Consider the following 25,128-nt stretch of genomic DNA (forward strand, 5'->3'; position numbering starts at 1 on the left):
CGCTCAACCCGCCTCTTCCAGGACGAACAGCACGTCGCCGGACTGCACGGCGGCATGGTCTTCAAATGCGACCTCGACGATCCTGCCGGCGCGATCGGCTTCCACGACGTTGAATGTCTTCATGGCTTCGAGGACACCGATCTTTTGCCCCTCCGCGACCACGTCGCCCGCCGAGACGAGCGGCGGCTCACCCTCCCCGGCGGAGCGATAGAACACGCCCGTCAGCGGCGCGCGGATCGAATGCCGCGGAATGGTCGCAATGGTGGGGCTGGCGCCCGAAGCAGCGGGCGCGCCAAAAGCCGGCGCGGGTTGCGGCAAAGGCCCGGACGGCAATGCGGGTGGCGACGCTTGCTTGGCGATGCGGACGCGAAATCCGTCGCGCTCGATCTGCAACTCGCCAATGGGTGAGCGCGAGACCACATCGATAAGTTCTCGGACGAGGTTCATATCCATGCCGCGCTACCGCATGGCTTCGACCGCCTCGGCGATACGCCCGATCGCCTTCTCGATCAGGTCCATCGACGTGGCTATGGAGATGCGGAAATGCGGCGACAGGCCGTAGGCCGAGCCTTGCACCACCGCGACCCGCGCCTGATCGAGCAGGTAAAGCGAAAGATCGTCATCGCTGCCGACAATGGAGCCGTCCGGACGCCGGCGGCCGATCAGGGCCGAGCAGTTGGGATAGAGATAAAAGGCCCCTTCAGGTGTCTCGCAGGAAAGGCCAGGGATTGCCCGCAGCAGTTCCAGTGCGCGATCGCGTCGGGCCTGGAACTCGAGCGCGCGTGGGCGCAGGAAATCCTGCGGGCCGTCCAGCGCGGCTATGGTCGCGGCCTGCGAGATGGATGACGGGTTTGACGTGCTCTGACTCTGCACGGTCGCCATGGCGCGGATCAGTGGTTCCGGCCCGCCGGCATAGCCGATCCGCCAGCCTGTCATGGCATAGGCTTTCGACACGCCGTTGACCGTCAGCGTACGCTCCTTCAGCCGCGGCTCGACGCCGGCGATCGTATGGAAGGGACGCCCATCGAACAGGATGTGCTCGTAGATGTCGTCGGTCAGCACATGGACATGCGGATGGTCGAGCAGCACTGCCGCCAAGGCAGCAAGTTCGTCACGGCTATAGACTGCGCCCGTCGGGTTGGACGGGGTGTTCACGAGCAGCCATTTCGTGCGCCCGGTGATGGCTGCCCGTAAAGCGGACGGTGTGAGCTTGAAGCCAAGCTCCTCGCCGCAGGGAACGACCACGGGCTTGCCTTCGCCCAGAAGCACGATGTCGGTGTAGGAAACCCAGTGAGGGGCGGGAACGATCACCTCGTCGCCCGGCGCCAGCGTTGCCAGCAGGGCGTTGTAGATGATCTGCTTTGCACCGCCAGCGACGGTAATCTCCGACGGCCTGTAGTCGAGGCCGTTCTCGCGCCTGAACTTGTCGGCCACCGCTTTCTTCAGCGCCGCCGTTCCATCCACTGCCGTATAGCGAGTCTCTCCCCTGCGCATCGCCGCGTAGGCCGCCTCGACGACATGCGAGGGTGTCGGAAAATCCGGCTCACCGGCGCCCAGGCTGATGACGTCGATGCCGGCCGCGCGCATGTCGATCGCTCGAGCCGTAACCGCCATGCTCGGACTTGGCTTGATGACGTCAAGACGGGGAGCGATGAGGCCCACTGAACACTCCTGGGATGCTGCACGATCCAGCTGGCAGCGGATGTGTAAATTGGATAATGTATTCTTATTTTCTCGTCAAACCCCTTTTTCTTGCCATTGGGCTGGGTTATGAGTGCCGTTAAAGGCTTGTTGGCGGAGAAAAGTATCCAATCTTTGCCCATGGCCATGACATTTGAGACAGGGAACGCGACCGGAATGAGCGCAAATTACGATGTGGTGATCGTCGGCGGAGGCGTCGTCGGCAGCTCGATCGCCTATTTCCTCTCCGCCAATCCGGATTTCGATGGCAGTATCGCCGTCATCGAGCGGGACCCCTATTACACCGCCTCTTCTTCTTCGTTGTCGACCAGCGCCATACGCCAGCAGTTCGGCACCCAGCCGAATATCGCCATGTCGAAATTCAGCCTCGACTTTCTGCGTGAGGCGGGCACTCGACTTGCGGTCGGTGACGAGCCGGCGGACATCGGACTTCACGAGCCTGGCTATCTTGTGCTGGCGACGCCGGAGCGGGCCGAGGCGCAGCGTGCCAAGAACCGCGTTCAGCGCGACATGGGTGTCGATATCGAGCTGATCGAGCAGGCCGATCTGGCGCGGCGCTTCCCTTGGCTCAATACGGAAGATCTGGCGCTCGGCTCATTCGGCCGCGGCTGCGAAGGCTGGTTCGACGGACCTGGCCTGATGCAGGCCTTCCGCCGCAAGGCACGCACCCAGAAGGTCGACTATCGTGCCGCGACCGTGACTGGACTGACCATGGCTTCCCGAAGCAAGGTCGACGACGTGGTGCTGGACAATGGCGAACGGATTTCCGCCGGCACGGTCATCAACGCAGCCGGCCCGTGGAGCGCGGGCATTGCACGGATGGCCGGCACGGATCTCCCGGTCGTGCCCAGCAAGCGATGCGTCTTCGTCTTCGAAAGCCCGGCGCGGATCGACAACTGCCCCTTCGTCTTCGACGCCAGCGGCTTCTGGCTGCGGCCGGAGGGGCAGCTCTTTCTGTGCGGCATTCCACCCGTGCGCGAGAACGATTCGGACGATTTCGGGCTGGAGGTCGATTACGATCTGTTCGAGGAGCTGATCTGGCCGGCGCTGGCGCATCGCGTGCCCGGCTTCGAACAATTGCGCATGCTGCGTGCCTGGGCAGGCCTCTATGAGTACAACACCTTTGACCACAGCGGCATCATCGGGCTCCATCCGGAGATCTCGAACTTCGTGCTGGCCACCGGCTTCAGCGGCCACGGCATGATGCACGCCGCGGCAACCGGTTCCGGCGTGAGCGACCTCATTGCCTATGGCGAATACCGTTCAATCGACCTCTCGGCCTTCCGCTACGAGCGTATCGCCGACAACCAACCGATCGAGGAACATGTCTACTGAGGGCGACGGGCCTTCGGAGTGACAACAACCTATGCGCAGTGCTATGCGTCCGTTTCTTCAATCAAAAAAGCGCCGCACGCGAACAAAGGCGCCGTCGCCCTAGGCTGATCATGCTCGTACAGAAGAAAACCATATCGACCCAGGTCGCCGACGCCATCAGGCAGAAGATCCTGGTCGGCGAATACGAGGCAAATGCCCAGTTGCGGCAGGAGCACCTGGCGACCGAATTCGGCGTCAGCCGGATACCCGTGCGCGAGGCGCTGCATCAGCTTCATTCGGAAGGGTTCGTCACGCTCGTCTCCCACAAGGGAGCAGTGGTTTCCTCGATTTCGCTCGACGAAATCCTCGAGCTTTATGAATTGCGGGCCAGGATCGAGACCTGGCTGCTCGCCCTTGCCATCCCGAGAATGAGCGAGGCCGACCTCGCTTTGGCGCGGGACCGTGCCAGACAGCACCAGGAGCAGGGCAAGACCGGCGAATATTCCAACCAGCTGAACTGGAACTTCCACGCAACCCTTTACGCGCCGTCCGGCCGCAAGGCGACGATCGAACTCGTCGGGCGCATCTACCAGCAGCTGGAACGCTATACGCGCATGATGGTGACGCTGACCGAGATCCAGGTGCAATCCGACCGCGACCACTGGCAACTCATCGAGTTGTGCGAGGCCAAGGACACGCTGCGCGCCGTCAGCCTGCTGGAAATGCATATCATCACCAGCGGCAAATTCCTGGTCGACCGACTTCAGGAATTGCGGGGCAGTTGACGGAGCAGCCGTCCCCCGCCGGATATTCTCCGCAAATCCTTCCCCGGGCACATTATTTGCCGGGCAAATTCGTCGCCCGGGTCAGCAGGATCACACCGGCCTTGTCGGCGGTGTCGTAATAGGTGAAGCCGGTCCGATTTTCCCGGCGCCCGCGCATCAGCACGGAAAGGCCATCGCCTTCAGCCTTGCTTTCGGCGGCATCCGCGTCACGGACCTCGAAGCCGATGTGGAAGACGCCCTCGCCTTTCGTATCCAGGTGGATCCGCTGCGGTGAAGGATCGTGACTTGGCTGGCAGAGCTGCAACTGGACATTCGGCAAATTGCAAATCCGGTACTGCATGGCCATGAAGCCCCTGGGACTCGGGACCTGCAGTTCCTCATATTCGACCAGCGGCGGGTAGGCTTCCCATGGGCCGATACCGATGGAGTCGCAATATGCCTGCGCCTTGTCGATGTCATGCACGACGATGCAGATGTGATGCAGCTTGTCGAAGATGCCCATTTCCCTACTCCTTGACCGGGACGGTGTAGTTGAGCACGCGGCGCCCGCCATCGGGGTAGATGGTCTCGCCGGTGATGTAGGACGCGTCGTCGCTGGCGAGGAAAGCGACCACGGAGGCGATTTCAGCCGCCGTGCCCAGACGTCCAAGCGGCGTGCGCGAAAGGATCGCGCGGCGCATTTCCTCGGAATCGATGAAGGTGCCGTCCATCACCATCTCCGTGGCGATCGTGCCCGGGCCGACACCGACCACGCGGATGCCGTAGGGCGCGAAGGCGACGGCGGCGGTGCCGGTTACCTGGTTCATGCCGCCCTTCGAGATCGCGTAGGTCGCGACCCGGGGATTGGCGAGCCCGGAATTGATCGAGGACATATTTATGATGACGCCGCCCTGCCCCTGCGCGATCATCTGGCGCGCGGCCGCCTGCGTGCCCATGAACGCCCCCTTCAAATTGACGGCGAGAACCCGGTCGTAGTCGGCCTCGCTGATGTCGAGAAAATCCTGAACCGGAGCGATGCCGGCATTGTTGACCATGATGTCGACACGGCCAAACTTGGCGACCGCCGCCGCGACCAGCGCGTCGAGCTGGTCCTTCCTGCTGACGTCCGTGACCAGCGCAAGCACGGTCTCGGGAGTACCGATCTCGGCGGCGCATCTCTTCAGCTCGCTGGCGTCGATATCGCCGAGCACGACCTTCGCACCTTCAGCCAGGAAGCGCTCGGCGCATGCGCGCCCGATGCCGCGTGCCGCTCCGGTGACGACCGCCACCTTTCCTGCTTGTCTCATATGCGGTTCCTTCGTCATTCTGAGCGGGCCGTTGCCTTGGGGCCCTTGTCTATCTTAGCGGATCACGAAGGGATTGGCGGTCTTGCCGGCCGTATCTATCCATACCGTCTTGGTCTGAAGATAGGCATCGATCGCCCCCTGCCCGCTCTCGCGGCCTATACCGCTTCTCTTGTAGCCGCCGAAGGGCGCCATATAGGAGATCGCACGGTATGAATTGATCCAGACCATGCCCGCTTCCATCGCCGCCGCGCCTCGCAACGCCCTGCCCATGTCGCTCGTCCACAGCCCCGCCGCCAGCCCGTACGGACTGTCATTGGCAATGGCGAATGCCTCTTCCTCGTCGTCGAAAGGAATGACCGAAAGGATTGGCCCGAACACTTCTTCGCGCGCGATGCGCATTGAGTTGTTCACGCCGGTAAAGATGGTGGGTTCGACGAACCAGCCCTCCGCCAATTGGTCCGACGCAGGCTTTCCGCCGCCCAGCACGCACAACGCACCCTCGCGCCGCGCAATCCCGAGATAGGAAAGCACCTTCTCACGCTGGGACTGCGTGGTGATGGGCCCGACCTGCGTCTCGGGCAGCGCCGGGTTGCCTATTCTTGCGCTGGCGGCAAGCGTGGTCACCTCCTCCACGAACCGGTCGTGTATCTTGCGCTGGACGAGCAGTCGTGAGCCCGCGATGCAGGTCTGGCCGCTGGCCGCGAAAATGCCGGAGATCGCGCCGTTGACAGCGCTTTCCAGATTGGCGTCGCCGAAGACGATGTTGGCCGACTTGCCGCCGAGCTCCAGCGTCACCGTCTTCAACCCCTCCGCGGCCGCGCGATAGACAGCGAGCCCGCCCGGCTCGCCACCCGTGAAGGCGATCTTGGCAACGTCGGGATGGGAGACCAGCGGCACGCCGACCTCCTGCGGCATGCCGGTGACGGTGTTGACGACGCCCGGCGGGAAGCCGGCCCGCGCGAACAGCTTTACGAATTCGAGCGTCGAGGCCGAGGCGTATTCCGAGGGCTTGATGACTACGGTGTTGCCCGCCGCGAGCAGCGGCGCAAGCTTCCAGGTCAGCAGCAGCAGCGGCGAATTCCATGGCACGATCGCGACGATGACGCCGAGCGGCTCGTGGCGGGTGAAGGCGAACATGCCTGCCTTGTCGATCGGCAACACCGACCCTTCGATCTTGTCGGCGAGGCCACCGAAATAGCGGTACCATTCGGGGATGTAGCGCAGCTGCGCCGTCATCTCGGTGATCAGCTTGCCATTGTCGCGGGTCTCGATCGCGGCGATGCGCTCGGCGTTCTCGGCGATCAGCTCTGACACCCGCACCAGGAGCTTGCCGCGCGCGGTCGGCGTGATGCCGGCCCAGTCCTTCGACCGGAAAGCCGACCTGGCGGAGGCCACGGCTGCATCCACTTCGGCCTTGCCGCCGCGCGGGATCAGTGCCCACGGCCTGCCGGTGAAGGGATCATAGCTCTCGAACGTGTCGGCGCTCGATTGCAGCCGACCGCCGACCGTGTTCTGGAAGCTGACCAGTGGCATATCGGCCCTCAACAGGTGGCAAAGCCCAGATGGGCGCGAAAGCGGTTCTTGACCGCGACGGCGTCGCGCGGCGGCAGCGAGCGCGGCAAGTTCTCGGCGGTGATCTTCAGCACGAACAAGCGAGGGCCCTCCGCAGGGCGGCGCAGCTTTTCGCAGAGCGCGTCGACCTCCTCCAACGAACGCAGTTCGGCCACCTCCGCGAAACCGCAGGCGGCGGCGACCTTGTCGAAGCCGATGCCGCGGCCGGTATGGCTGGATTGCATGCCGGTCTCGCCGAAATGCTGGTTGTCCAGAATGATCAGGTCGAGATTTCTCGGACGCGCCACCGAAATCGTCGCCAACGATCCGAAGGCCATCAACTGCTCGCCGTCTCCGGTGATGACCATCACCCGCCTCTGCGGTTGCGCCTGGGCAAGCCCGAGGCCGACCAGTGCCGCGCCGCCCATTGCGCCCCAGAGGTAGTAATTGTCGTCTCGGTCGCCGGCGGCATGCACGTCATAGCTCGGCGAGCCGAGCCCGGTCACCATCAGGGCGCCGTCGCGCGCGTCGAGCAGCCTCTTCACCGCCGCTCGGCGATCCATCGTCGGCAATGTCATGTCGTTCACCACTTCTTCTTGCCAAGCAGGCGCTGTCCGATGAGCACGGCGATCTGCTGGTCGGCATCGAAGGCCATCGCGGCCGCCTGCGCCACGGTGTCCACTAGGTCGGGGCCGGTCTCTGCCCGCAGCACTCTGAGGCCGATTGCCCTCAGTGAAACCTCGGTCGCCTGCCCCATTGGCACCTGCCATGGATTGAACTCGGCCCACTCGCCGCGCATCGTCACCAGGACAAGCAAGGGAAAGCGCGCCTGCACCGGCAGCGACAGCATGTTGATGCAATTGCCGACGCCGGAGGATTGCATCAGCACGACGCTGCGCTTGCCGCCGAGCCAGGAGCCGGCGGCGATGGCTATGCCCTCCTCCTCCGTCGTCAGCACGTTGGTGACGACCTCAGGATCGGCGCTGAAGCGGCGGATCAGTGTGGTATGGCCGGCATCCGGCACATAGGACATCTGGTTGATGCCGGCGGCCTTGAGCACGTCATAGACCTGATCCGGCCACTGCGTTTCAGATGCCGCCGGAAGAGCCGCAGAGGCAACCGCCTCTGGGTGTTTCGCTTGTAGGCTGCTCGCCGTCACCTTGGACCCCCGAGGTTGGATTTGACATAAGACTACTTCAGCTCTCCGATCCAATCTTCGTCTATTTCTTGTGATCAGATATAATGATATTCGATAGCTTATGGAGCTATCGCAGCTGCGCACCCTGATCCATGTCGCCGAGCTCGGCAGCCTCAGCAAGGCCGCCGACCGGCTGCACATCGCGCAGCCGGCGCTGAGCCGCCAGGTGCGCATGCTGGAGGAGGAGCTGGGCTTTGCCCTGTTCCTGCGTCACGGGCGCGGCATGGTCCTGTCCGAACAGGGCAAGGAGGTGCTGGCTCACGCCGTGCGCGTTCTCGCCGAGATCGACGAGATCCGCGCGACCGCCACGCCCGCCGATGCGCCGCTCACGGGCGAGGTTGCCATCGGTTTGCCGCCCACGGTGGCCGACATCATCTCGCTGCCGCTGGCGGCGGCTTTCGGCAAAGCCCATCCCAAGGCGAAGCTCCGGCTTGTCAGCGCCTATACCGGCTATTTGCTCGATTGGCTGCATCGGGGCGAAATAGACGTCGCGGTGCTCTACGATCCGCGCATGGCGAGATCGCTTCGCACGCGCCCGCTGCTGCTGGAAAACCTCTTTCTGATCGGCCCGCCCGCCGCCGGCTTCTCGACCGTGCGCGCCATGCCGTTCACCTCGCTCGCCGGGAAAAGACTATTGCTGCCGAGCGTGAAGCACGGGCTGCGCATCATCGTCGAACGCTGCGCCGTCGAGACCGGCATCACGCTCGATGTCGGCGTCGAGGCGGATACTTATTCGGTGCTGAAGGACCTGGTGCGCAACGGCCATGGCTGGACGATCCTGCCGCTGGCGCCCATCCATGCCGATGTCGCCGCCGGCCTGCTCACGGCCGCGCCGTTGATCGATCCCGTGCCCGTGCGCCGCCTCATTCTTGCCTATCCGGCCGACCGGCCAGCCTCGCGGCTGGCGCGCTTTGCCGGCCAGGCGATAGAGGATACCGCCCGGGATCTTGTCGAGCGGGCCGTGTGGGTCGGCCAGCTTCTCGGTTCGGCGCCGTAAGGGTTTTAATTTCGGCATAGCTGATCACGCCCGCCTTGCGTTGCTGTCGAGATGTGCCGGCGTGATACTGGACGTCTGAGCGAGACGAAAGGCCCGGCAATTCATGGAACACTATCAGGACATTCGGGAAGCTGTCGCAAAGCTCGGCGCGCGCTTTCCCGGCGAGTATTGGCGCGCCCTCGACAGGGATATGGCCTACCCCCGCGAATTCGTCGAAGCGCTGACGGAAGCGGGCTGGCTCTCGATCCTGATCCCCGAGGAGTATGGCGGCTCCGGCCTGCCGCTTTCGGCCGCCGCTGCCGTGCTGGAGGAGATCCAGCGCGCCGGCTGCAACGGCGGCGCCTGCCATGCGCAGATGTACACGATGGGCACGCTGCTTCGCCACGGCTCGGGGGCGCAGAAGCAGCGCTATTTGCCGAAGATCGCCACCGGGGAATTGCGCCTGCAGGCATTCGGCGTCACGGAACCGACCAGTGGCACCGACACCGGCGCGCTGAAGACCACCGCCCGGCTCGAGGGCGACCATTTCGTGGTCAAGGGCCAGAAGATCTGGACCAGCCGCGCCGAACATTCCGATCTGATGCTGCTTCTGGCGCGCACCGCGCCGCTGACCGATGGCATGAAGAAGACCGACGGGCTTTCAGTCTTGATCGTCGACATGGGCCAGGCGCTTGGCAACGGCCTAACCATCCGGCCGATCCGCACGATGATGAACCATGCCACCACCGAGGTCTTCTTCGACGACTTGCGCGTGCCGGCCGAAAACCTGATCGGCGAAGAGGGCAAGGGATTCCGTTACATCCTGTCCGGCATGAATGCCGAGCGAATCCTGATCGCTTCCGAATGCGTCGGCGATGCCAAATGGTTCATCGACAAGGCAAGCGCCTATGCCAAGGACCGGCATGTGTTCGGCCGCGCGATCGGCCAGAACCAGGGCGTCCAGTTTCCCATCGCCAGAGCCTACGCCAACATGCGCGCGGCAGAACTTATGGTGCGCGAGGCGCTGGCCCTTTACGAGGCCGGCAAGAACCCCGGCGCCGAGGCGAATATGGCCAAGATGCTGGCGGCGGATGCCTCCAACGAGGCCGCCAATGTCTGCATCCAGACGCATGGCGGATTCGGCTTCGCCGAGGAATACGACGTCGAGCGCAAGTTCCGCGAGACGCGTCTCTATCAGGTGGCGCCGATCTCCACCAACCTCATCCTGTCGTTCCTGTCGGAGCACGTCCTCGGTCTGCCGCGTTCTTATTAGGAGTGGTCGCTGTGAACGTCCTCATCGTCTATGCACATCCGGAACCGAAGTCCTTCAACGGCGCCATGAAGGACGTCGCCTTCGAGACCCTGACGCGGGCTGGCCACGGTGTGGTGTTCAGCGACCTTTATGCGATGGACTTCAGCCCGGTCGCCGGGCCAGGCGACATGACCGGCGAGCGCAACGATCCGGATTTCTTCAGCCTGCAGCGCGAGCAGACCGCCGCCTATGAGACGGGTCGGCTGGCGGGTGACATCAATGCCGAGGTCGAAAAGCTGAAACGGGCGGACTTCGTGATCTTCCAGTTTCCCGTCTGGTGGTTCGGGATGCCAGCGATGCTCAAGGGCTGGGCCGACCGGGTCTTCGCGCGTGGCTTTGCCTATTTGCCGGGCCGCAAATACGACATCGGCATGTTCAAGGGGAAGCTCGCCATGGTGGCCGCCACTACGGGCACCTCGGCCGACACCTATGCGCCCGACGGTATCGACGGCGACATCCTCACGGTGTTGTGGCCGATCCACAACGGCCTGCTTCGCTATGCCGGCTTCGATGTGCTGCCGCCTTTCGTCGCCTACATGCCTGGCCGCATCGGCGACGACGGCCGCAAGGCCTATCTGGAGGCCTATCGCAAAAGGCTCGAGGACATCGGCGAAACGCCGCGCCTGTTCTTCCACCCGGCTGAAGATTACGGCAAGAACGAGCGGCTCAAGCCCGGGGTGCTCGCCCGCTCTGGAGTGCAGCGCAATGTCTGACGCCGCCCGCCCGCTCGAGGGCCTGTTCGTCGTTTCGATCGAGCAGGCGGTCGCCGCTCCCTTGTGCACGGTCCGCCTTGCCGATGCGGGTGCCCGCGTCGTGAAGATCGAACGCCCCGAAGGCGAGACCGCGCGCCACTACGATTCCACCGTCGAAGGTATGTCGGCCTATTTTGTCTGGCTGAACCGCGGCAAGCAGAGCGTGGCGCTCGACCTCAAGGCCGAGGAAGACCTCGCTTTGTTGCACCGGATGGTCGCCCGGGCGGATGTCCTCGTGCAGAACCTCGCACCGGGTGCGATCGACAGGCTCGGTCTCTCCTGCGGTGTGATTGCACGGAAGTTTCCCCGGCTGATCGCCGTCAACATCGTCGGCTACGGGCAGGACACACCCTACGCGTCGATGCGCGCCTACGACATGCTGGTGCAGGCGGAAAGCGGCATCTGCGCGGTGACCGGCACTGCCGAGTCGCCTTGCAAGGTCGGCGTGTCGGCCGCCGACATCGCGACAGGAATGAACGCGCATGCGGCGATACTTGAGGCGCTGCTGGCGCGCGGCAAGACAGGCCGCGGCCGCATCGTCGAGATCGCCATGTTTGATGGCATGGCCGACTGGATGGCGGTGCCGCTGCTGCATAACGAATATGCCGGACGCGAGACCGGCCGCTACGGGCTGGCGCATGCCTCGATCTATCCCTACCGACCCTATGCCTGCCGCAATGGCGCGGTGGTGGTCTCTATCCAGCAGAACAGCGAATGGAAGCGCTTCTGCGAGGTGGTGCTGCGGAGGCAGGATCTATTTGCCGACGAACGCTTCGCCACCAATGCCTGGCGGGTGGCCAATCGTACCGCGCTGGATGCCGAGATCGAACCGCTTTTCGCGGCGATCGACCGTGAGGAAGCCATTCGACGCCTTGACGAGGCCCGGATCGCCTGGGGCCGGGTCAGCGAGATGCGCGACCTTTCGCGCCACAGGGCTTTGCGCCGGATGGAGGTCGAGTTGCCGGACGGCAAACGGATCACCGTCCCGATGCCCGCAGGCCGCCCCGAAGGCCTCGGCAAAGCCCCCACGGTCCCTGCTCTTAGCGCCGACACCGACCGTATCCGGTCCGAATTCGCAGCCTGAGGAGTCAGTCATATGAGCCTGGATTCGAGCTGGGCGCTGCAGAAATGGGTCGGGCGCACCCGCGAGGTCGACGACATCGTGACCCCTCGCCTTGTCGCCAGCTTCGAGGCAACGCTTGGCCCTCACGCGGCGCGCCGCGACGAGGCCCCGCCCGGCCTGCACTGGTGCCTGACGCCCGACATTGCCGACGCAAGTGAACTGGGCCCGGACGGACATGCCGCCAAGGGCGGGTTCCTGCCGCCGGTGCCGCTTCCGCGCCGCATGTGGGCGGGCAGCGACATCCGTCTTCTGGCGCCGATCCGCAGCGGCGACACGATCCGCCGCCGCTCGACGCTAGGCGTCGTCGAGGAAAAACAAGGGCGCACCGGCCGGCTTACCTTCGTTACTGTCCATCACGAAATCTCCAATGCCGCCGGCCCTGTCGTCGAGGAAGACCAGATCATTGTCTATCGCCCTGCGGAAGTTGGCATGGCGCCCCCGACGCTGCCGGATCCAAGGTCGCCCGCATCGCATGAGCGGATCGTCGACGTCGATCCGGTTCTGCTTTTTCGGTACTCCGCGCTGACATTCAACGGGCATCGCATCCACTACGACGCGCCCTACGCCACAAATGTCGAGCATTACCCCGGACTTGTCATCCACGGGCCGCTCCAGGCGACGTTGTTGATGAACTTCGCCGCGGTCATTGCCGGGCAAGCGCCACGCCGTTTCTCCTTTCGCGGCGTGCGTCCCGCGATCGGCCCGCAGACCTTGCTTCTGAGCGGAACGGCTCATGGAAAGGGCGAGATGGAAATGGAGGTGCGGGCATCCGATGGACATGTGACGGTCAAGGCCACGGCCCAATGGTGAGCTTGATGACGTCTGTCATGCCGCTGTTCGTGCCGGGCTCACGGCCGGAAAAGGTTCGCAAAGATCGATGACGAGATGGTCGACCGTCCGGAGCGACCTGCAGCAGCCGAGGCTCAACTCGTCGGATCGCAGGTATTCGCGAATCGGGTTCCGCGACGATCCCGTGCGCCGTGCAATCTCCCGGATCGAAAATCCGTCCCGAAGATGCCAGCGTCGGATAACGCTCGGTAACGCCACGTCTATCACTCCACCCCATGTTCCAGCATGGCCGCAATGGGGCGAAACTGGCGACTTTGTGAGCGTTTGCCTAGGAAGCCGACGTTCGCATTCGATACGCCGATTAGAAATCGGCTCCGGCTATCGGCCGATCACCGTCAACCCGAATAGGATGATCAGCCAAAGCCCGGCGGCCGCGACAGCAAGCCGAGGCAACGTCCCGGTCAGATGCATGAACAGCAGGGCAATCAGGGCCGCTTTCGCTGCAGCGATCGCAAGGTTGAGCGCGACGTTGAAGCCGCCGAGATCAATTAAGGACGAGGCGACCGTCAGCGCCAGAAGCGCGAGCAGCCCGAGATAGCCAAAGGTGAGTTTGCGAAGTTCGCTCATCGGTTGATCAGGTAAAGAACAGGGAACATGAACACCCAGATGATATCGACGAAGTGCCAGTAGAGGCCGACGGCTACGACCCGGCGCTGGCGGTTGGCAGGGCTGGACGTCGGCCAGAGCGCGACCATACCGGCGATGACGACGATGCCGCCGATCAGGTGCAGGGCATGCAGCGAGGTCATCGCGAAATAGAGGCCGAAGAAGAATTCGGCGTGGACCGGATCCGGCCCGGCATAGCGGAACGGCAGGCCAAGGAGCGGCGCCAGTCCTTCGTGAATCTCCTTGCCGTATTCGATCCCTTTCACGATCAGGAAGCACGCGCCTAGCGTCACCGTCGCGACCAGCGCCCAGATTGTTGCGCGCCAGCGTCTCTGAAGCGCAAGCATATGGGCCAGCGCCATTGTAAAGCTGCTGGTGATCAGAATGGCCGTGTTGAAGGTGCCGAGCGGCAGCGAAAGGTGTTTCGAGGCAGCCGCGAAGGCAGGGCCGAAATCGATATGGGCGACGAAGAAGACGAGGAAGATCGCGCCGAACAGCATCGCCTCGGAGCCGATGAACACCCACATGGCAAAAGTGTCGGCGCGCCGTTCGCGTTGAGGGGTATCAAAAGCGATGCTTTCGGTGCCGGTCATTGCGCCGACTCCCGGTGCGGGCTGAAGCGCTCATGCTCAAGCCCCTTCATGTCATAGGCGTAGGCCGGTTTGGTCACGACCGGCATGGTTTCGAAATTATGCGGCGGCGGCGGCGAGCTTGTCTGCCACTCGAGCCCAGTGGCGTTCCACGGGTTGTCGGGCGCGCGGGCGCCGCGAAATAGCGACCAGCCGAGATAGAACAACGGCATCAAATAGCCGATCGCCAGCACCACGGCACCAGCCGAGGACAACACGTTCCAGAACTGGAATTCCGGCGGATAGGTATGGTAGCGCCGCGGCATGCCGTCGAAGCCCAGCACATATTGCGGGAAGAAGGTCAGATTGAAGCCGATGAAAGTGGTCGTTGCCGCAATCCGCCCCGCCGTTTCCGAATACATGCGGCCGGTCAGCTTGGGCCACCAGAAATGCAGGCCGGCCATATAGGCGGTCACCATGCCGCCGACCATGATGTAGTGGAAATGCGCGATGACGAAGTAGGTGTCGTGGACATGCACGTCGACCGCGAGCGACGCAAGGAAGAGCCCCGCCAGCCCGCCGAAGGTGAACAGCGCAAGGAAGAAAAGCGCGTAAAGCATCGGCGTCTCGAAGCTGATCTCGCCCTTGCGCAGCGTCAGGCTCCAGTTGAAGACCTTGATTGCCGACGGGATCGCGACGCAGAAGGACAGGAACGAGAACACCACGCCGGCATAGGAAGATTGCCCGCTGACGAACATGTGGTGGCCCCAGACCAGGAAGCCGAAGACGGCGATCGCCATCGACGATATCGCCACGGCCTTGTAGCCGAACAGCGGCCGGCGGCTGAAACAGGGCAGCACCTCCGACACCACGCCCATGCCGGGCAGGATCATGATGTAGACCGCAGGGTGCGAGTAGAACCAGAAGAGATGCTGGAAGAGCAAAGGATCGCCGCCGAGGTCTGGATTGAAGATGCCGATGCCGAAGACACGCTCCAGCACGATCAGGATCAGCGAGGCGGCAAGCACCGGGGTCGCCAGCACCATCACCAGGCTGGTGGCGTAAAGCGTCCAGACGAAGATCGGCAGGCGGAACCAGGTGAGCCCCGGCGCGCGCAGCGTGTGCACGCTGACAATGAAGTTGATGCCGGTCATGATCGTCGAGAAGCCGACGATGAAGACGCCGAAGGCCGCGGTCGAGACCCAGCCGTTGGCATAGAGCGTCGACAGCGGCGTGTAGAAGGTCCAGCCGGTGTCGACGCCGCCGGCTACCACCGCAAACAGCGCGAACAGGCTGCCGAAGATGAAGACATACCAACTGGCGAGGTTCAGCCGGGGGAACGCGAGGTCGCGCGCGCCGATCATCAGCGGCAAAAGGAAATTGCCCAGTGTCGCCGGGATCGACGGCACCAGGAAGAACCAGACCATGATGATGCCGTGCAGCGAGAACAGCCGGTTGTAAACATCGTCGGAGACGAGGTCGCCCGCCGGTGTCGCCAGCTCGACGCGCATCAGCACCGCCATGGCGCCGCCGAGGAAGAAGAAGGCAGTCAGCGAGATCAGGTAGAGCCATGCAACGCGCTTGTGGTCGGTGGTCAGCAGCCAAGCGCGAGGCCCGCTCCCCTCCCCCAAATACGTACCCTGCATCGCCGCGTTGGTCATGGCTTGGCTCCAGCCGTTGGTTGACGCGAAAGCGACTTCAGATAAGCAAGCAGCATCTGAAGTTCGCCTTCGTCGATCAAGCCGTCGAAGCTCGGCATGACCGGTTCATAGCCCGCCGCGATTTCCTTCTTCGGATTGAGGATGGAGTCGCGCAGATAACGCTCGTCGGCGATCACCGTCTGCTGGTTGTCGAGCGCCACCGGCCGGCCGAAGATGCCGTCAAGCGACGGCGCCCGCACCTTGCTGCTCGCGCCATGGCAGCCCGAGCAGCCCAGCGCGCGAAACAATTTCTCGCCGCCCGCGGCAAGCGTCTCGCCTTCGCCCTGGCTGTTCAGCCACGCGGCATATTGCTCGGGCGCCATCACGGTCACCCAGCCGCCCATTTCGGAATGCTGCGTGCCGCAATATTGGGCGCAGAACAGGTGGTAGCGGCCTGGCTCGGTGGCGATGAACCAGATATGCGTCGTGCGGCCCGGCACCGCATCCTGCTTGATACGGAACGCCGGCACGTAGAAGGAGTGGATGACGTCCTGTGAGGCGAGCGACACCACGACAGGTTTGCCGGCGGGAACATGCAATTCGTTGATCTCGCGCTGGCCGCCCGGCTGCCTGAACTCCCACATCCATTGCTTGCCGAGTCCGGTGATCTCGAGCGCGTCCGCCGGCGGATGGTCGCGGCGAACGAATAGCGTCGCGCCCCAGCCGAAGAAGATGAAAGCGACGATCAGACTGGCGACGGTCCAGCTCATTTCCAGCGGCAGGCTGCGGGAACGCTTGCCTGTTCGATCCGCCTTTGAGCCGACGCGGTATTTCACCGCGTAGCCGACGACCAGTCCGGTCAGCGCCAGTCCGAGAACGACGGAAAAAGCAAGCAAAGTGTAAAACAGCGCATCGACCTGGCCGGCTTCCGAGGAAGCCTCCTGGGGGAAGAAGGGAATGCCGAAGCTCACCTTTCCCTCCCCCAGCTCTGCCAGAGAACGGTTGCGCCGAGGCCAAGCAGCGTTGCCAGGCTCGCGACTTTCAGCGCCGCCCAGATCGTTGGCGTGTATTGGCCTTTCGAACTGTCGAAGCCGGCGCAGAGCAGGAAGATGTGATCGGCGATCGATCCGAGCCTGTTCTCCGACGCTTCGACCAGCGCGAGCTTGAGATCGCGCGGCGTGAAGGTCAGCGCCGGCAGCACCTGTGAAATCCGGCCCGACGGCGTAAGTGCTATGACCGCGATCGGATGGACGAACTGATCGATGCCCTTGCGCCGGTCGAAAGTGATGCCGGCTTCGTTCGCGAGCGCTGCGCCTGCGCCATCGCTGCTGGTCAGGAAACGCCAGGCGGGCAGGCCTGCCGGACCGGCGGCGGAAGCGATGTCATCTTGCGCCGTGGCCGCGTCGGCCGGGGTCTCCTCGGGATCGATCGAGATGAACAGCGCGCGGTAGTCTGCCGGCCGAAGCGATGTCTTGTTCAGGTCGGAGGCAACGGCCTGCTGGGTAACGCCGCACAGGTTCGGGCATTTATCGTAGCCGAAGATGACAAGCGCCGGACGGCCGCCCAGCGTTTCGCCCAGCGTCAGCTTCCGGCCGCTGGCGTCGATCAGTTCGCGGTCCAGCGTCAGCTGTGCGCCGAGCTTTGGATCGAATGTCGGTCGCTCGGCGGCAGGGGCCGCGCCGGCAACGAATAGACAAAGGGCGGCTAACAAGCTTCTCATCGCCCTGCCCCGCTTTGCCGTCGGCAATTCTGGGCCTGCGGAGCTCGGGGAACGGCCGCTGTGACCAGGGCGCAGTCATCGGCTCCAGTCGTCGCGGATCGCTGCTGCGACCAATCCGGCAAACCGTTGCTGACAATTGCCCACATGGCGTCGTCGATCGGAATACGGGCGATGCCGGCATTGCGGTCGACCCAGCCAAGCATTTTGAGCTGGCGATCCTCCTCGGCGCGAAGACTTGCCAAGTCCTGCCTTGGCGCGGTCTGCAGATCGGGGCTTTCCGGACTGGTTTCCGTCGGAACCGGCAGCCATGTCGGCGTGGTGTTGAAGGCGAGCTTCATGCCGATCGCGGCCAAGGCGATGAACAGCAGCAGCCCGCCACCAAAAGCGAGCAGTACCCGCGGCTGGACATCGCGCGTCTCGGGATGGCGGTGCGCCTTAGCCATGGGCGACCTCCCGCTTCCACCAGACGATCCTGTCTGGCCGGCGGAGCAGGAAGAGGAACAGCGCAAGCCACAGCCCACCCAGTCCCGTCCAGGCGACCGCATCATGCCAGAGCGCTAGCAGACCGCCGGAAAACAGCGGTGGCCGTATACGCCAGAACACATCGGCGAAATGGCCTGCAAGAGCTGCCCCCGCCAGCCAGACCAGGCCGTCATGGCTGCGCTTGAGCCGTCGGCTGAGCGAGCCTGTGAACGCAGCCGCCTGCAAGGCAATCAGCAGCCACAGCAGATACTGCCAGCCCCCCGTCGCGCGAATGATGTACCACCCGATCTCGTCGGGCAGGTCGCCGCCCCAGACGACAACCCACTGCATGAAGACGAGGTAGATCCAGGTCAGCAGGAAGCCCAGCTGCATGTTGGCAAGGTCCTCGCTGAGCGCGACATCTTCCTCGCCACCGGGTATGACCTCCACTGCCCGTCTTGCGGCCAGCACAAGGATCGCCAGGGCGAAAGCTCCGACGACTTCGGCGGAGGCCTCACTAAGCGCATAGATGGTCGAGGTGAATTCCGGCTCGATCGAAAGCATCCAGTCGATGGCAAAGACGCTGACGGCAAGCGCGTGGAGGATCAAGCCAAGAGCATATTTCCTCCCGTTGCCAGCTTTCTCGGAATCCTCTGAAGTCGAGCCGAGCACCACCCATGTGAGAACGAACCAGATCGCCGCGCAGACAGCGAAGCGCAGCAGGAAGAACGGCACGTTGAGATAAGCAAGCTTCTCTCGAACCTTCTCAGAAAGCATCGCGGAATCCGCGCCGGCCCATGGGAAGATAAGGTCGAGTCTCATCAGCACCGGCAGGAGCAAGATGAGCGCAAATGGCAGCATCGCGATCATGACCCGCAAAGGCTGGCGGACCGCCTCGCCCCAGCGTCCGCCGGTCAGCCCGTGCACCATCAATATGGTCAGCGCGCCGAGCGGCAGGCTGATCGCGAAGATAGCTGCCGCGACCCAGGCGCCCAGCATCGCTTTGGCATCGAGCGATGCGCCAAGAACGCAAAGAACAAGTCCCGCGATGCCGACCGCCAAAAAACGCTGCTCGACGCGGCTCACGGCGAAGCCTCCGCTTCAAGCCGCGCGCGCAGGCTTTGCGGAAGTTCGGCGACTGGGGCGGCTCGCGAATATTGCAGCGCGCGGATATAGGCGACGATCGCCCAGCGGTCCTGTGGCGGCACCCGCGCCGCATAGGAATACATGGCGCCATAGCCGTTGGTGATGACGTCGTAGAAGTGCCGGTCCGAAGCCTTGCGCAGCGCATCCTGATGGTAGCTCGGCGGGGCCGGGAAGCCGCGCTGGACGATCATGCCGTGGCCGTCGCCGGTGCGGCCGTGACAGGGCGAACAGAATATGTCGAAACGCTGCTGGCCGCGCTGTAGCAGCTCGGTCGTGATCGGATAGGGGATTTTGTCCGGGACAGGCGAAAGATCGGCGTCGCGTGTGACAGTGCCCGTGACCGGCGTGCGTGCCGACATGCCGTCGGCGAATTGGTTGCTCGCCTCCAGCGGATCGTAGCGCGGCTGGTCCTCCATGTCCTGCCGGCAGCCGGCGACAGCCAGCGCTCCGAGCAGAAGCGTTAGGCCGAGTCGGCTCACGCTTCGACCTCCTCGACCGTCTCGGCACCGAGCCGCGTCAGCTGGCCCCGGGTCACGCCCTTGCGGTATTTCGGATCGGCCGCTTCGATCAGCAGATAGAACTTGCCACCGCGGGCATAGCTGAAGCTCTCAGCGTTGAAGACCGGATGATGGTAGCGGGGCAGGCCATTGGCCGCGAGCACACCCAGAAAGCCGGCGAAGGCTGCGCCGAGAATGCCGGCCTCGAAGGCGATGACGACGAAAGGCGGCCAGGAATGCAGCGGCCGGCCGCCGACATTGATGGGATAGTCGATCTCGACGGAGTACCAGATCAGCGCATAGACAAGAGCGGCACCGGCGATCCCGCCGGCGAGCACGGCCCAGGGCAGGCGCGTGGCGCGGATTTCCAGTATCTCATCCAATTCCTTCAGCGGAAACGGCGAGAACGCATCCATGCGCCGGTAGCCGCGCTCGCGCATGCCGCGGGCTGCCTCGACAAGCGCTTCGGGTGCGGCAAACGCAGCCACGAGACCGTAGAGGCTCATCTGAGCTTGCCCTCCTCCTCAGCCAGTTCCTCGACCTCGAAGATGGTGATCGCCGGCAGGATGCGGATGAACAGGAAGACCAGTGCGAAGAAGGTACCGATCGAGCCGAATAGGATGCCGAAATCGAGCCAGGTCAGCGACTGCTCGCCCCAGGCCGACGGCAGGTAGTCGCGGCTCGGTCCCGTCACGACGATGATGTAGCGCTCGATCCACATGCCGATGTTGATGGCAACGGCGATCGCAAACAGCAGCGGCATGTTGCGGCGGATGCGCCTGAACCAAAGCAGTTGCAGCACACCGCAGTTCAGGCCGAGCATCGTCCAGAACAGCGGCGCATAGGGACCTAGCGCGCGCTCGGCCATCATGGCGCGTTCGTAGGGCTCGCCCGAATACCAGGCGAAGAATGCTTCCGAGACATAGCCATAGGCGACGACCATGCCGGCGGCGATCATCAGCTTGGCGGCATTCTCCATGTGCCTGACCGTGATCAGGTCCTCGACGGAAAAGGCCCAACGCAGCGGAATGGCAATGGTGAGCACCATGGCGAAGCCGGAGAGCAGCGCGCCGGCGACGAAATAGGGCGGGAAGATCGTCGAGTGGTAGCCGGGCGTGATGGCGAAGGTGAAGTCGAGCGAGACGATCGAGTGGACCGAAACGACCAGCGGCGTGGCCAGGGCGGCTAGCAGGAAATAGACGACCTGATAGCGCGACCAATGATAGGCCGAGCCGCGCCAGCCAAGCGCCAATATGCCGTAGAAGAGCTGCGCCGGCCTTGCTCTGGCGCGGTCGCGCAGCACCGCCAGATCCGGCAGAAGACCCATGTACCAGAACAGCAGCGAGACGGTGGCATAGGTCGCGATCGCCGCGAAATCCCAGACCAGGGGGCTGCGCCATTGGGGCCAGTGCATATGCACATTGGGCAAGGGCAGCAGCCAGTAGAAGAACCACGGCCGGCCGAGATGCAGGATCGGAAACAGTCCCGCCATTGCAACGGCAAACAGCGTCATGGCTTCGGCAAAGCGGTTGATCGAGGCGCGCCATGGCTGGCGTAACAGCAGGAGCACCGCCGAGATCAACGTACCGGCATGGCCGATGCCGATCCACCAGACGAAGTTGGAGATCATCGTGCCCCAGGCCACCGGAATGTCGATACCATAGGCGCCGACACCGACGGCGATCAGGTAAGTGATCGAGTAGAGCAGCAGCAGGACGAGCAGGAAGCAAAGGAAGAACGCCGTCCAGAAATGACGCGGCAGGCGGCCGTTGAGCACGATCGAGCCGATGCGCCCACTGATCTCGGGAAAGTCGTGGCGGCCGCGCAGGACAGCCGAGCTGTTCGCGCCGGCTTCAGCCATCGGTCGCCTCGCTTGGCCTGGCAAGCCTGCCGTTCGGATTGGAGATCTTGCCGAGATAGGAGGTGCGCGGCCGTGTGTTCAGCTCCTCCAGCAGCGCGTAGTTCTGCGGCGCGCTTTTCTCCCGAACGACCTTTGCCTCTTTCCTGTTGCGATCACCGAACGTGATGGCCTGGGTTGGGCAGGCCTGTTGGCAGGCGGTGACCACTTCGCCATCGGCGATGTCGCGATTTTCGATCTGCGCCTGGATGCGCTTGGCGCTGATGCGCTGGACGCAGTAGGTGCATTTCTCCATCACGCCGCGCGAGCGCACGCTGACGTTCGGATTGTGCACGCCCCGCTCCGGCCCAGCTTCGTCCTTGTCGAAGGACTGGTGGTCGAGGAAGTTGAAGCGCCGCACCTTGTAGGGGCAATTCTGCGAGCAATAGCGCGTGCCGATGCAGCGGTTGTAGACCTGCGCGTTCAACCCGTCATGCGTATGCACGGTGGCGTTGACCGGGCACACCACTTCGCAAGGCGCCTTCTCGCAATGCATGCAAGGCACCGGCTGGAAAAAGGTCTCAGGCGCATCGACCGGCCCGGCATAGTAGCGGTCCACGCGCAGCCAGTGCATCTCGTGGCCGCGCTCACATTCCTCCGGTCCGACCGGCGCGATGTTGTTTTCGGCCTGGCAGGCCGAAACGCAGGCCATGCAGCCGATGCAGGCCGAGAGATCGATCGCCATAGCCCAGGCTTCCTGGTCGTAGCGCCATTCGGGATAAAGCGATTCCGTTGGGGTCGGCGGCGCATCCTTGCGCACGAAATCCGGCCTCTGCCGGAATGCGTCGAGCGACGCGTGGCGCACGATGGCGCGGCCTTCCATTGCCTGGTGGTGCTGCGTGGTGATGACGCGCATGCTGTTCTTGCGGGGCGCGATGGCCGCACCGCTCGCGATCCACTCCGAACCACGGCGCAAGTGGAAGGCGTCGTAGCCTTCCGATAGGGCAGCAACGGAACCGACCTTTCGCCCGAAGCCAAAGGAAAGCGTTATCGTTTCGTCCGGATGGCCGGGCGCGATCCAGGCCGGCGCATCGACGTCCGCGCCATTTGAGGCGACATTGATGATATCGCCGTTTTCGATCTTCAGTCGCTCGGCAGTGGCGGGCGATATGAGCGCAGCATTGCCCCACACGATCTTGGTCAGCGGTCGCGGCAGCTCCTGCAGCCATGATGCGTTGGCGAAACGCCCATCACGCAGCCAGGGATCAGCGACGAAGCGGATATCGATGCCGCTCCCTGCGTCTGCCGCCGGCTTCAGCCCGGCCAGGTCCGCCCCCGCTGTGACGGACACCGGCCTGGCGGCACTGTTCGCTATGACGCCGTCGCGCAGAGCCTTTCTCCACGCGTCATCATCGAGCTCTGCCCAATGCTGCCGGACAAGCGACAGCGGATCGGTCTCGAACTGGCCGCCAAGCAAAGCAAGCAGTTCATGTACGGTCTTGCCATCGTAAAGCGGCCTGATCAGCGGCTGCACCAGCGAGGCCGTGCCGTCATAGGCTCGGATGTCGCTCCAGCTCTCGAGTTCATGCGCCGCCGGCACGTGCCAATGCGCCAGGAATGCCGTCTCGCCGCGGTAGAGCCCGTGATGGACAATCAGCTTCAGGCCGGAGAACGCCTTGAGCATATCGAGGCCCGCCGGCGCGGTGTGCAACGGGTTTGCGCCCAAGACGACGACCGTGTCTATCGCCCCGTGGCCGATCGCTTCGCACATCGCCTCCAGATCACCATCGACCTGCAGCGCATCCGGCGCCTCGATAAGCTCCACCATATTGCCGAGCGCACCAAGGCTAGCATTGGCGGCAAACGCGGCAGCGTGAACGAACGCGCTCTGATGCGCACCCGGCACGACCAGTGCGTTGCGGCCGGCTGCCTTCAGATCATCGACCAGCGCATTCATCCATGGCGCGTCGATCGGAGTCTGGTCGATTGGCGCTACGGGCGCCCCGGCTTGGGCTTCCAGCGTGGCATGAAGCCCGGCAGCCACGGCTTCGACCTCACTCGGCCGTATCGCTATCTTATGATCGGCCGCCGCGCCGGTGATCGTCGGCGTCGATTCCACCGCATAAAGCCGGCTCATCCCGTCGTTCGGGCTGCGCACGTGTCGCCGCGCCGCGAAGTCGCGCGCGTAAGCCAGCCGCCCCGGCCCCTCGCCCAGGAAATCGGCGTCGAGACTGACGATCGTTTCGGCACGATCGAAGCGGTAGACCGGCGTCAGCGCCGATCCGAACAGTGCATGTGACGCGTCCGCCGCGGCCGGTATCGCCAACGGGTCGTGACGATGGATTTTCAGTTTCGGATAGCGTGCCCGCAGCGCATCGATCTGCGCCGCAAGAGTCGGCGAGGTAGTCGCTTCAACCAGCAGCGCTCCGCCCTGCCCTTGCGATGCCGCCCATCGCGAGACGAGCGCCGCCATGTCCTTGAGGAAATCGCCATAGGATGCCGGCTGTCCATCCTTGAGCGGGGTGCGCGAGCGATCAGGGTCGAACAGCGTCAGCACTGCCGCTTGCATCACAGCGTCGGTCGCGCCGCGCGACGCCGGATGGTCGGGATTGCCCTCCACCTTGGTCGGCCGCCCTTCATGGCTTTCGACGATCGCGCCGATGCCGAAGCCGTCACTGGACAGTGCGGTCGCGTAATAGGCGGGTTTGCCGGGGGTCAGCATTTCCGGCTGGCGCACATAGGGCACAATGCTTTCCGCCCTGCTGCAGGCGGCCAGCCCGGCAAGCGACAGCGAAGCGCCCATCAGCTTCAGCAGCGTGCGCCGGTTTGGCCTTGCCGGCAGACGTTCGGCAATCGCCGGAAATTCGGCTTCGACGAAGCGCCGGAATTCCACGGTGCCGGCAATCTCGTCGAGGCTGCGCCACATGTCGCGGCCGCTCGTCAGCCGCTTACGAAGAGCCGCAATGTCGATGGCGGGACCATGCCTGTCGTCAGCGATGGCAGACATAGCAATCCGTCATCGTCTCGGGATGGATGTCGAGCATGCCGATCAGCTGTCGCCTGATCTCGGCGATGTCCTCAGGTGGCTGCCAGTGCGTCAGGAACACGTCCCGCGGCGGACGCAGATTGGGACGGGGATTGCGATGACAGCCGAGGCACCATTCCATGCTCAGCGTATGCGCCCGCATCGTCAGCGGCATCTGGTCGACCTCGCCATGGCAGGTTTCGCAAGCGACGCCCTTGTTGATGTGGATGGCGTGATTGAAGAAAACGAAATCGGGCACGCTGTTGACGCGCTGCCATTCGATCGGCTTGCCGCTGGCAAGGCTTGTGCGTACCGGCGCCAACATCGCCGCGTTGGTGAAAAGCTGCGAATGACAGGTCATGCAGACCTCGGTCGCCGGCAGACCCGCTGACGACGAGGTTTCGACGCCGTTATGGCAATAGCGGCAGTCGATGCCGAGTTGGCCGACATGGTGCTTGTGACTGAACGGCACCGGCTGCGCCAATGGCTCACCTACTCCCGTTACCAGGTCCGAACGGGGAAGAATTGTCCCGATCGCGGCGGCGATCAGCAGAACGGCACAGCTTCCCCAGATGACAAAGCGCGCAACGCCATTGGCGTTTTTCGAGAAGATCTGCGGCATCCCCTCGCCGATTCTGCTGAAGGCAAACTCAGAGTTGACGACACCTAACGGTGCTTTCGCCACGAAGGTTCCGAAGCCGCGAAAGGATCACAGAATGGTGACCGGCAGCGACGGCGTGTCCCGAATTTAATCCGCAACCACAGCCGGCTGCATGCGT

At 63.8% G+C, this 25,128-nt stretch carries 26 protein-coding genes; 7 read left to right on the forward strand and 19 right to left on the reverse strand.

What is annotated here, in order from left to right:
* Window positions 1-3 precede the first annotated feature (3 nt).
* A complete protein-coding gene (locus tag FJW10_RS09565) occupies window positions 4-453 on the reverse strand; it encodes a biotin/lipoyl-containing protein (protein ID WP_140899897.1) in 450 nt (149 codons plus the stop codon).
* Between the two features lie 6 nt (window positions 454-459).
* Window positions 460-1,614: a pyridoxal phosphate-dependent aminotransferase gene (locus FJW10_RS09570; protein WP_246674181.1), complete on the reverse strand. Its 1,155-nt coding sequence runs from the start codon at window positions 1,612-1,614 to the stop codon at window positions 460-462.
* A 243-nt stretch (window positions 1,615-1,857) separates the two neighbouring features.
* On the opposite strand from FJW10_RS09570, the gene FJW10_RS09575 reads away from it, so the two are divergent.
* Window positions 1,858-3,036, forward strand: coding sequence for an FAD-binding oxidoreductase (locus FJW10_RS09575; protein ID WP_140899899.1), 1,179 nt, complete (start codon window positions 1,858-1,860; stop codon window positions 3,034-3,036).
* A gap of 110 nt (window positions 3,037-3,146) precedes the next feature.
* Window positions 3,147-3,800 carry a GntR family transcriptional regulator gene (locus FJW10_RS09580; RefSeq protein WP_140677668.1) on the forward strand — a complete coding sequence of 218 codons (654 nt, stop codon included), beginning with the start codon at window positions 3,147-3,149 and terminating at the stop codon, window positions 3,798-3,800.
* A 52-nt stretch (window positions 3,801-3,852) separates the two neighbouring features.
* Here FJW10_RS09580 and FJW10_RS09585 read toward each other — a convergent pair whose 3' ends face one another.
* The 5 genes from FJW10_RS09585 to FJW10_RS09605 are packed head-to-tail and all read right to left on the reverse strand — an operon-like array spanning window position 3,853 to window position 7,796.
* Window positions 3,853-4,302, reverse strand: coding sequence for a VOC family protein (locus FJW10_RS09585; RefSeq protein WP_140899900.1), 450 nt, complete (start codon window positions 4,300-4,302; stop codon window positions 3,853-3,855).
* 4 nt (window positions 4,303-4,306) lie between these two features.
* Entirely contained in the window at window positions 4,307-5,086 is a 780-nt protein-coding gene (locus tag FJW10_RS09590; RefSeq protein WP_140828442.1) for an SDR family oxidoreductase, read from the reverse strand.
* A 54-nt stretch (window positions 5,087-5,140) separates the two neighbouring features.
* Complete coding sequence (locus tag FJW10_RS09595) at window positions 5,141-6,619, reverse strand: aldehyde dehydrogenase (protein WP_140899901.1); 1,479 nt, start codon at window positions 6,617-6,619, stop codon at window positions 5,141-5,143.
* A gap of 8 nt (window positions 6,620-6,627) precedes the next feature.
* Window positions 6,628-7,215 carry a thiamine pyrophosphate-dependent enzyme gene (locus FJW10_RS09600; RefSeq protein ID WP_140899902.1) on the reverse strand — a complete coding sequence of 196 codons (588 nt, stop codon included), beginning with the start codon at window positions 7,213-7,215 and terminating at the stop codon, window positions 6,628-6,630.
* A gap of 5 nt (window positions 7,216-7,220) precedes the next feature.
* Window positions 7,221-7,796 (reverse strand): thiamine pyrophosphate-binding protein, encoded by a 576-nt coding sequence (locus FJW10_RS09605; RefSeq protein ID WP_140899903.1) that lies wholly within the window; start codon window positions 7,794-7,796, stop codon window positions 7,221-7,223.
* 100 nt (window positions 7,797-7,896) lie between these two features.
* Here FJW10_RS09605 and FJW10_RS09610 point away from each other — a divergent pair, with 100 nt between their 5' ends.
* The 5 genes from FJW10_RS09610 to FJW10_RS09630 all read left to right on the forward strand — a co-directional run bounded on the left by FJW10_RS09610 (window position 7,897) and on the right by FJW10_RS09630 (window position 12,808).
* Entirely contained in the window at window positions 7,897-8,832 is a 936-nt protein-coding gene (locus FJW10_RS09610; protein WP_140828435.1) for a LysR substrate-binding domain-containing protein, read from the forward strand.
* Window positions 8,833-8,935: 103 nt separating this feature from the next.
* A complete protein-coding gene (locus tag FJW10_RS09615) occupies window positions 8,936-10,084 on the forward strand; it encodes an acyl-CoA dehydrogenase family protein (protein WP_140899904.1) in 1,149 nt (382 codons plus the stop codon).
* Between the two features lie 11 nt (window positions 10,085-10,095).
* Complete coding sequence (locus FJW10_RS09620) at window positions 10,096-10,836, forward strand: NAD(P)H-dependent oxidoreductase (protein WP_140899905.1); 741 nt, start codon at window positions 10,096-10,098, stop codon at window positions 10,834-10,836.
* Window positions 10,829-11,959 (forward strand): CaiB/BaiF CoA-transferase family protein, encoded by a 1,131-nt coding sequence (locus FJW10_RS09625; RefSeq protein WP_140899906.1) that lies wholly within the window; start codon window positions 10,829-10,831, stop codon window positions 11,957-11,959. Before FJW10_RS09620 ends, FJW10_RS09625 begins: the two co-directional genes overlap by 8 nt.
* A gap of 12 nt (window positions 11,960-11,971) precedes the next feature.
* Window positions 11,972-12,808, forward strand: a complete 837-nt coding sequence (locus FJW10_RS09630; protein WP_140899907.1) for a MaoC family dehydratase N-terminal domain-containing protein — start codon at window positions 11,972-11,974, stop codon at window positions 12,806-12,808.
* Window positions 12,809-13,165: 357 nt separating this feature from the next.
* Here the strand turns inward: FJW10_RS09630 and FJW10_RS09640 are convergent, their stop codons facing one another.
* Genes FJW10_RS09640 through FJW10_RS09695 form a run of 12 tightly spaced genes read right to left on the reverse strand, consistent with a single transcriptional unit; the run spans window position 13,166 to window position 25,034 of the window.
* Window positions 13,166-13,414, reverse strand: a complete 249-nt coding sequence (locus FJW10_RS09640; protein ID WP_140899909.1) for a cytochrome C oxidase subunit IV family protein — start codon at window positions 13,412-13,414, stop codon at window positions 13,166-13,168.
* Window positions 13,411-14,046, reverse strand: a complete 636-nt coding sequence (locus FJW10_RS09645) for a cytochrome c oxidase subunit 3 (protein ID WP_140899910.1) — start codon at window positions 14,044-14,046, stop codon at window positions 13,411-13,413. The genes FJW10_RS09640 and FJW10_RS09645 overlap by 4 nt, the downstream gene beginning before the upstream one ends.
* Window positions 14,043-15,683 carry a cytochrome c oxidase subunit I gene (ctaD, locus tag FJW10_RS09650; protein ID WP_140899911.1) on the reverse strand — a complete coding sequence of 547 codons (1,641 nt, stop codon included), beginning with the start codon at window positions 15,681-15,683 and terminating at the stop codon, window positions 14,043-14,045. The genes FJW10_RS09645 and ctaD overlap by 4 nt, the downstream gene beginning before the upstream one ends.
* Entirely contained in the window at window positions 15,680-16,633 is a 954-nt protein-coding gene (coxB, locus tag FJW10_RS09655; protein WP_140899912.1) for a cytochrome c oxidase subunit II, read from the reverse strand. The genes ctaD and coxB overlap by 4 nt, the downstream gene beginning before the upstream one ends.
* Window positions 16,630-17,382, reverse strand: a complete 753-nt coding sequence (locus FJW10_RS09660) for an SCO family protein (protein WP_140899913.1) — start codon at window positions 17,380-17,382, stop codon at window positions 16,630-16,632. Before FJW10_RS09660 ends, coxB begins: the two co-directional genes overlap by 4 nt.
* The gene (locus tag FJW10_RS09665) at window positions 17,379-17,825 is read right to left on the reverse strand and encodes a hypothetical protein (RefSeq protein WP_140652667.1); all 447 of its coding nucleotides are present in this window, start codon (window positions 17,823-17,825) and stop codon (window positions 17,379-17,381) included. The genes FJW10_RS09660 and FJW10_RS09665 overlap by 4 nt, the downstream gene beginning before the upstream one ends.
* A complete protein-coding gene (locus tag FJW10_RS09670; protein WP_140899914.1) occupies window positions 17,818-18,930 on the reverse strand; it encodes a hypothetical protein in 1,113 nt (370 codons plus the stop codon). The genes FJW10_RS09665 and FJW10_RS09670 overlap by 8 nt, the downstream gene beginning before the upstream one ends.
* Window positions 18,927-19,469 carry a cytochrome c gene (locus tag FJW10_RS09675; RefSeq protein WP_140640564.1) on the reverse strand — a complete coding sequence of 181 codons (543 nt, stop codon included), beginning with the start codon at window positions 19,467-19,469 and terminating at the stop codon, window positions 18,927-18,929. Before FJW10_RS09675 ends, FJW10_RS09670 begins: the two co-directional genes overlap by 4 nt.
* On the reverse strand, window positions 19,466-19,993 hold the full coding sequence (locus FJW10_RS09680; RefSeq protein ID WP_140857765.1) for a DUF3341 domain-containing protein: 528 nt from the start codon (window positions 19,991-19,993) through the stop codon (window positions 19,466-19,468). Before FJW10_RS09680 ends, FJW10_RS09675 begins: the two co-directional genes overlap by 4 nt.
* A complete protein-coding gene (gene nrfD / locus FJW10_RS09685) occupies window positions 19,990-21,348 on the reverse strand; it encodes an NrfD/PsrC family molybdoenzyme membrane anchor subunit (protein ID WP_140899915.1) in 1,359 nt (452 codons plus the stop codon). Before nrfD ends, FJW10_RS09680 begins: the two co-directional genes overlap by 4 nt.
* Window positions 21,341-24,331 carry a TAT-variant-translocated molybdopterin oxidoreductase gene (locus tag FJW10_RS09690; RefSeq protein ID WP_140899916.1) on the reverse strand — a complete coding sequence of 997 codons (2,991 nt, stop codon included), beginning with the start codon at window positions 24,329-24,331 and terminating at the stop codon, window positions 21,341-21,343. The genes nrfD and FJW10_RS09690 overlap by 8 nt, the downstream gene beginning before the upstream one ends.
* A complete protein-coding gene (locus tag FJW10_RS09695) occupies window positions 24,315-25,034 on the reverse strand; it encodes a cytochrome c3 family protein (RefSeq protein ID WP_140899917.1) in 720 nt (239 codons plus the stop codon). The genes FJW10_RS09690 and FJW10_RS09695 overlap by 17 nt, the downstream gene beginning before the upstream one ends.
* Window positions 25,035-25,128 lie beyond the last annotated feature (94 nt).

It is taken from the genome of Mesorhizobium sp. B4-1-1 (genome assembly GCF_006439375.1).
Lineage (GTDB): Bacteria > Pseudomonadota > Alphaproteobacteria > Rhizobiales > Rhizobiaceae > Mesorhizobium.

What these genes read in the sequence shown, in the direction of transcription:
- FJW10_RS09565 (WP_140899897.1), bottom strand. Translation starts at nt 453, where the DNA reads ATGGATATGAACCTCGTCCGAGAACTTATCGATGTGGTCTCGCGCTCA.
- FJW10_RS09570 (WP_246674181.1), bottom strand. Translation starts at nt 1,614, where the DNA reads ATGGCGGTTACGGCTCGAGCGATCGACATGCGCGCGGCCGGCATCGAC.
- FJW10_RS09575 (WP_140899899.1), top strand. Translation starts at nt 1,858, where the DNA reads ATGAGCGCAAATTACGATGTGGTGATCGTCGGCGGAGGCGTCGTCGGC.
- FJW10_RS09580 (WP_140677668.1), top strand. Translation starts at nt 3,147, where the DNA reads ATGCTCGTACAGAAGAAAACCATATCGACCCAGGTCGCCGACGCCATC.
- FJW10_RS09585 (WP_140899900.1), bottom strand. Translation starts at nt 4,302, where the DNA reads ATGGGCATCTTCGACAAGCTGCATCACATCTGCATCGTCGTGCATGAC.
- FJW10_RS09590 (WP_140828442.1), bottom strand. Translation starts at nt 5,086, where the DNA reads ATGAGACAAGCAGGAAAGGTGGCGGTCGTCACCGGAGCGGCACGCGGC.
- FJW10_RS09595 (WP_140899901.1), bottom strand. Translation starts at nt 6,619, where the DNA reads ATGCCACTGGTCAGCTTCCAGAACACGGTCGGCGGTCGGCTGCAATCG.
- FJW10_RS09600 (WP_140899902.1), bottom strand. Translation starts at nt 7,215, where the DNA reads ATGACATTGCCGACGATGGATCGCCGAGCGGCGGTGAAGAGGCTGCTC.
- FJW10_RS09610 (WP_140828435.1), top strand. Translation starts at nt 7,897, where the DNA reads ATGGAGCTATCGCAGCTGCGCACCCTGATCCATGTCGCCGAGCTCGGC.
- FJW10_RS09615 (WP_140899904.1), top strand. Translation starts at nt 8,936, where the DNA reads ATGGAACACTATCAGGACATTCGGGAAGCTGTCGCAAAGCTCGGCGCG.
- FJW10_RS09625 (WP_140899906.1), top strand. Translation starts at nt 10,829, where the DNA reads ATGTCTGACGCCGCCCGCCCGCTCGAGGGCCTGTTCGTCGTTTCGATC.
- FJW10_RS09630 (WP_140899907.1), top strand. Translation starts at nt 11,972, where the DNA reads ATGAGCCTGGATTCGAGCTGGGCGCTGCAGAAATGGGTCGGGCGCACC.
- FJW10_RS09640 (WP_140899909.1), bottom strand. Translation starts at nt 13,414, where the DNA reads ATGAGCGAACTTCGCAAACTCACCTTTGGCTATCTCGGGCTGCTCGCG.
- FJW10_RS09645 (WP_140899910.1), bottom strand. Translation starts at nt 14,046, where the DNA reads ATGACCGGCACCGAAAGCATCGCTTTTGATACCCCTCAACGCGAACGG.
- ctaD (WP_140899911.1), bottom strand. Translation starts at nt 15,683, where the DNA reads ATGACCAACGCGGCGATGCAGGGTACGTATTTGGGGGAGGGGAGCGGG.
- FJW10_RS09660 (WP_140899913.1), bottom strand. Translation starts at nt 17,382, where the DNA reads ATGAGAAGCTTGTTAGCCGCCCTTTGTCTATTCGTTGCCGGCGCGGCC.
- FJW10_RS09665 (WP_140652667.1), bottom strand. Translation starts at nt 17,825, where the DNA reads ATGGCTAAGGCGCACCGCCATCCCGAGACGCGCGATGTCCAGCCGCGG.
- FJW10_RS09680 (WP_140857765.1), bottom strand. Translation starts at nt 19,993, where the DNA reads ATGAGCCTCTACGGTCTCGTGGCTGCGTTTGCCGCACCCGAAGCGCTT.
- nrfD (WP_140899915.1), bottom strand. Translation starts at nt 21,348, where the DNA reads ATGGCTGAAGCCGGCGCGAACAGCTCGGCTGTCCTGCGCGGCCGCCAC.
- FJW10_RS09690 (WP_140899916.1), bottom strand. Translation starts at nt 24,331, where the DNA reads ATGTCTGCCATCGCTGACGACAGGCATGGTCCCGCCATCGACATTGCG.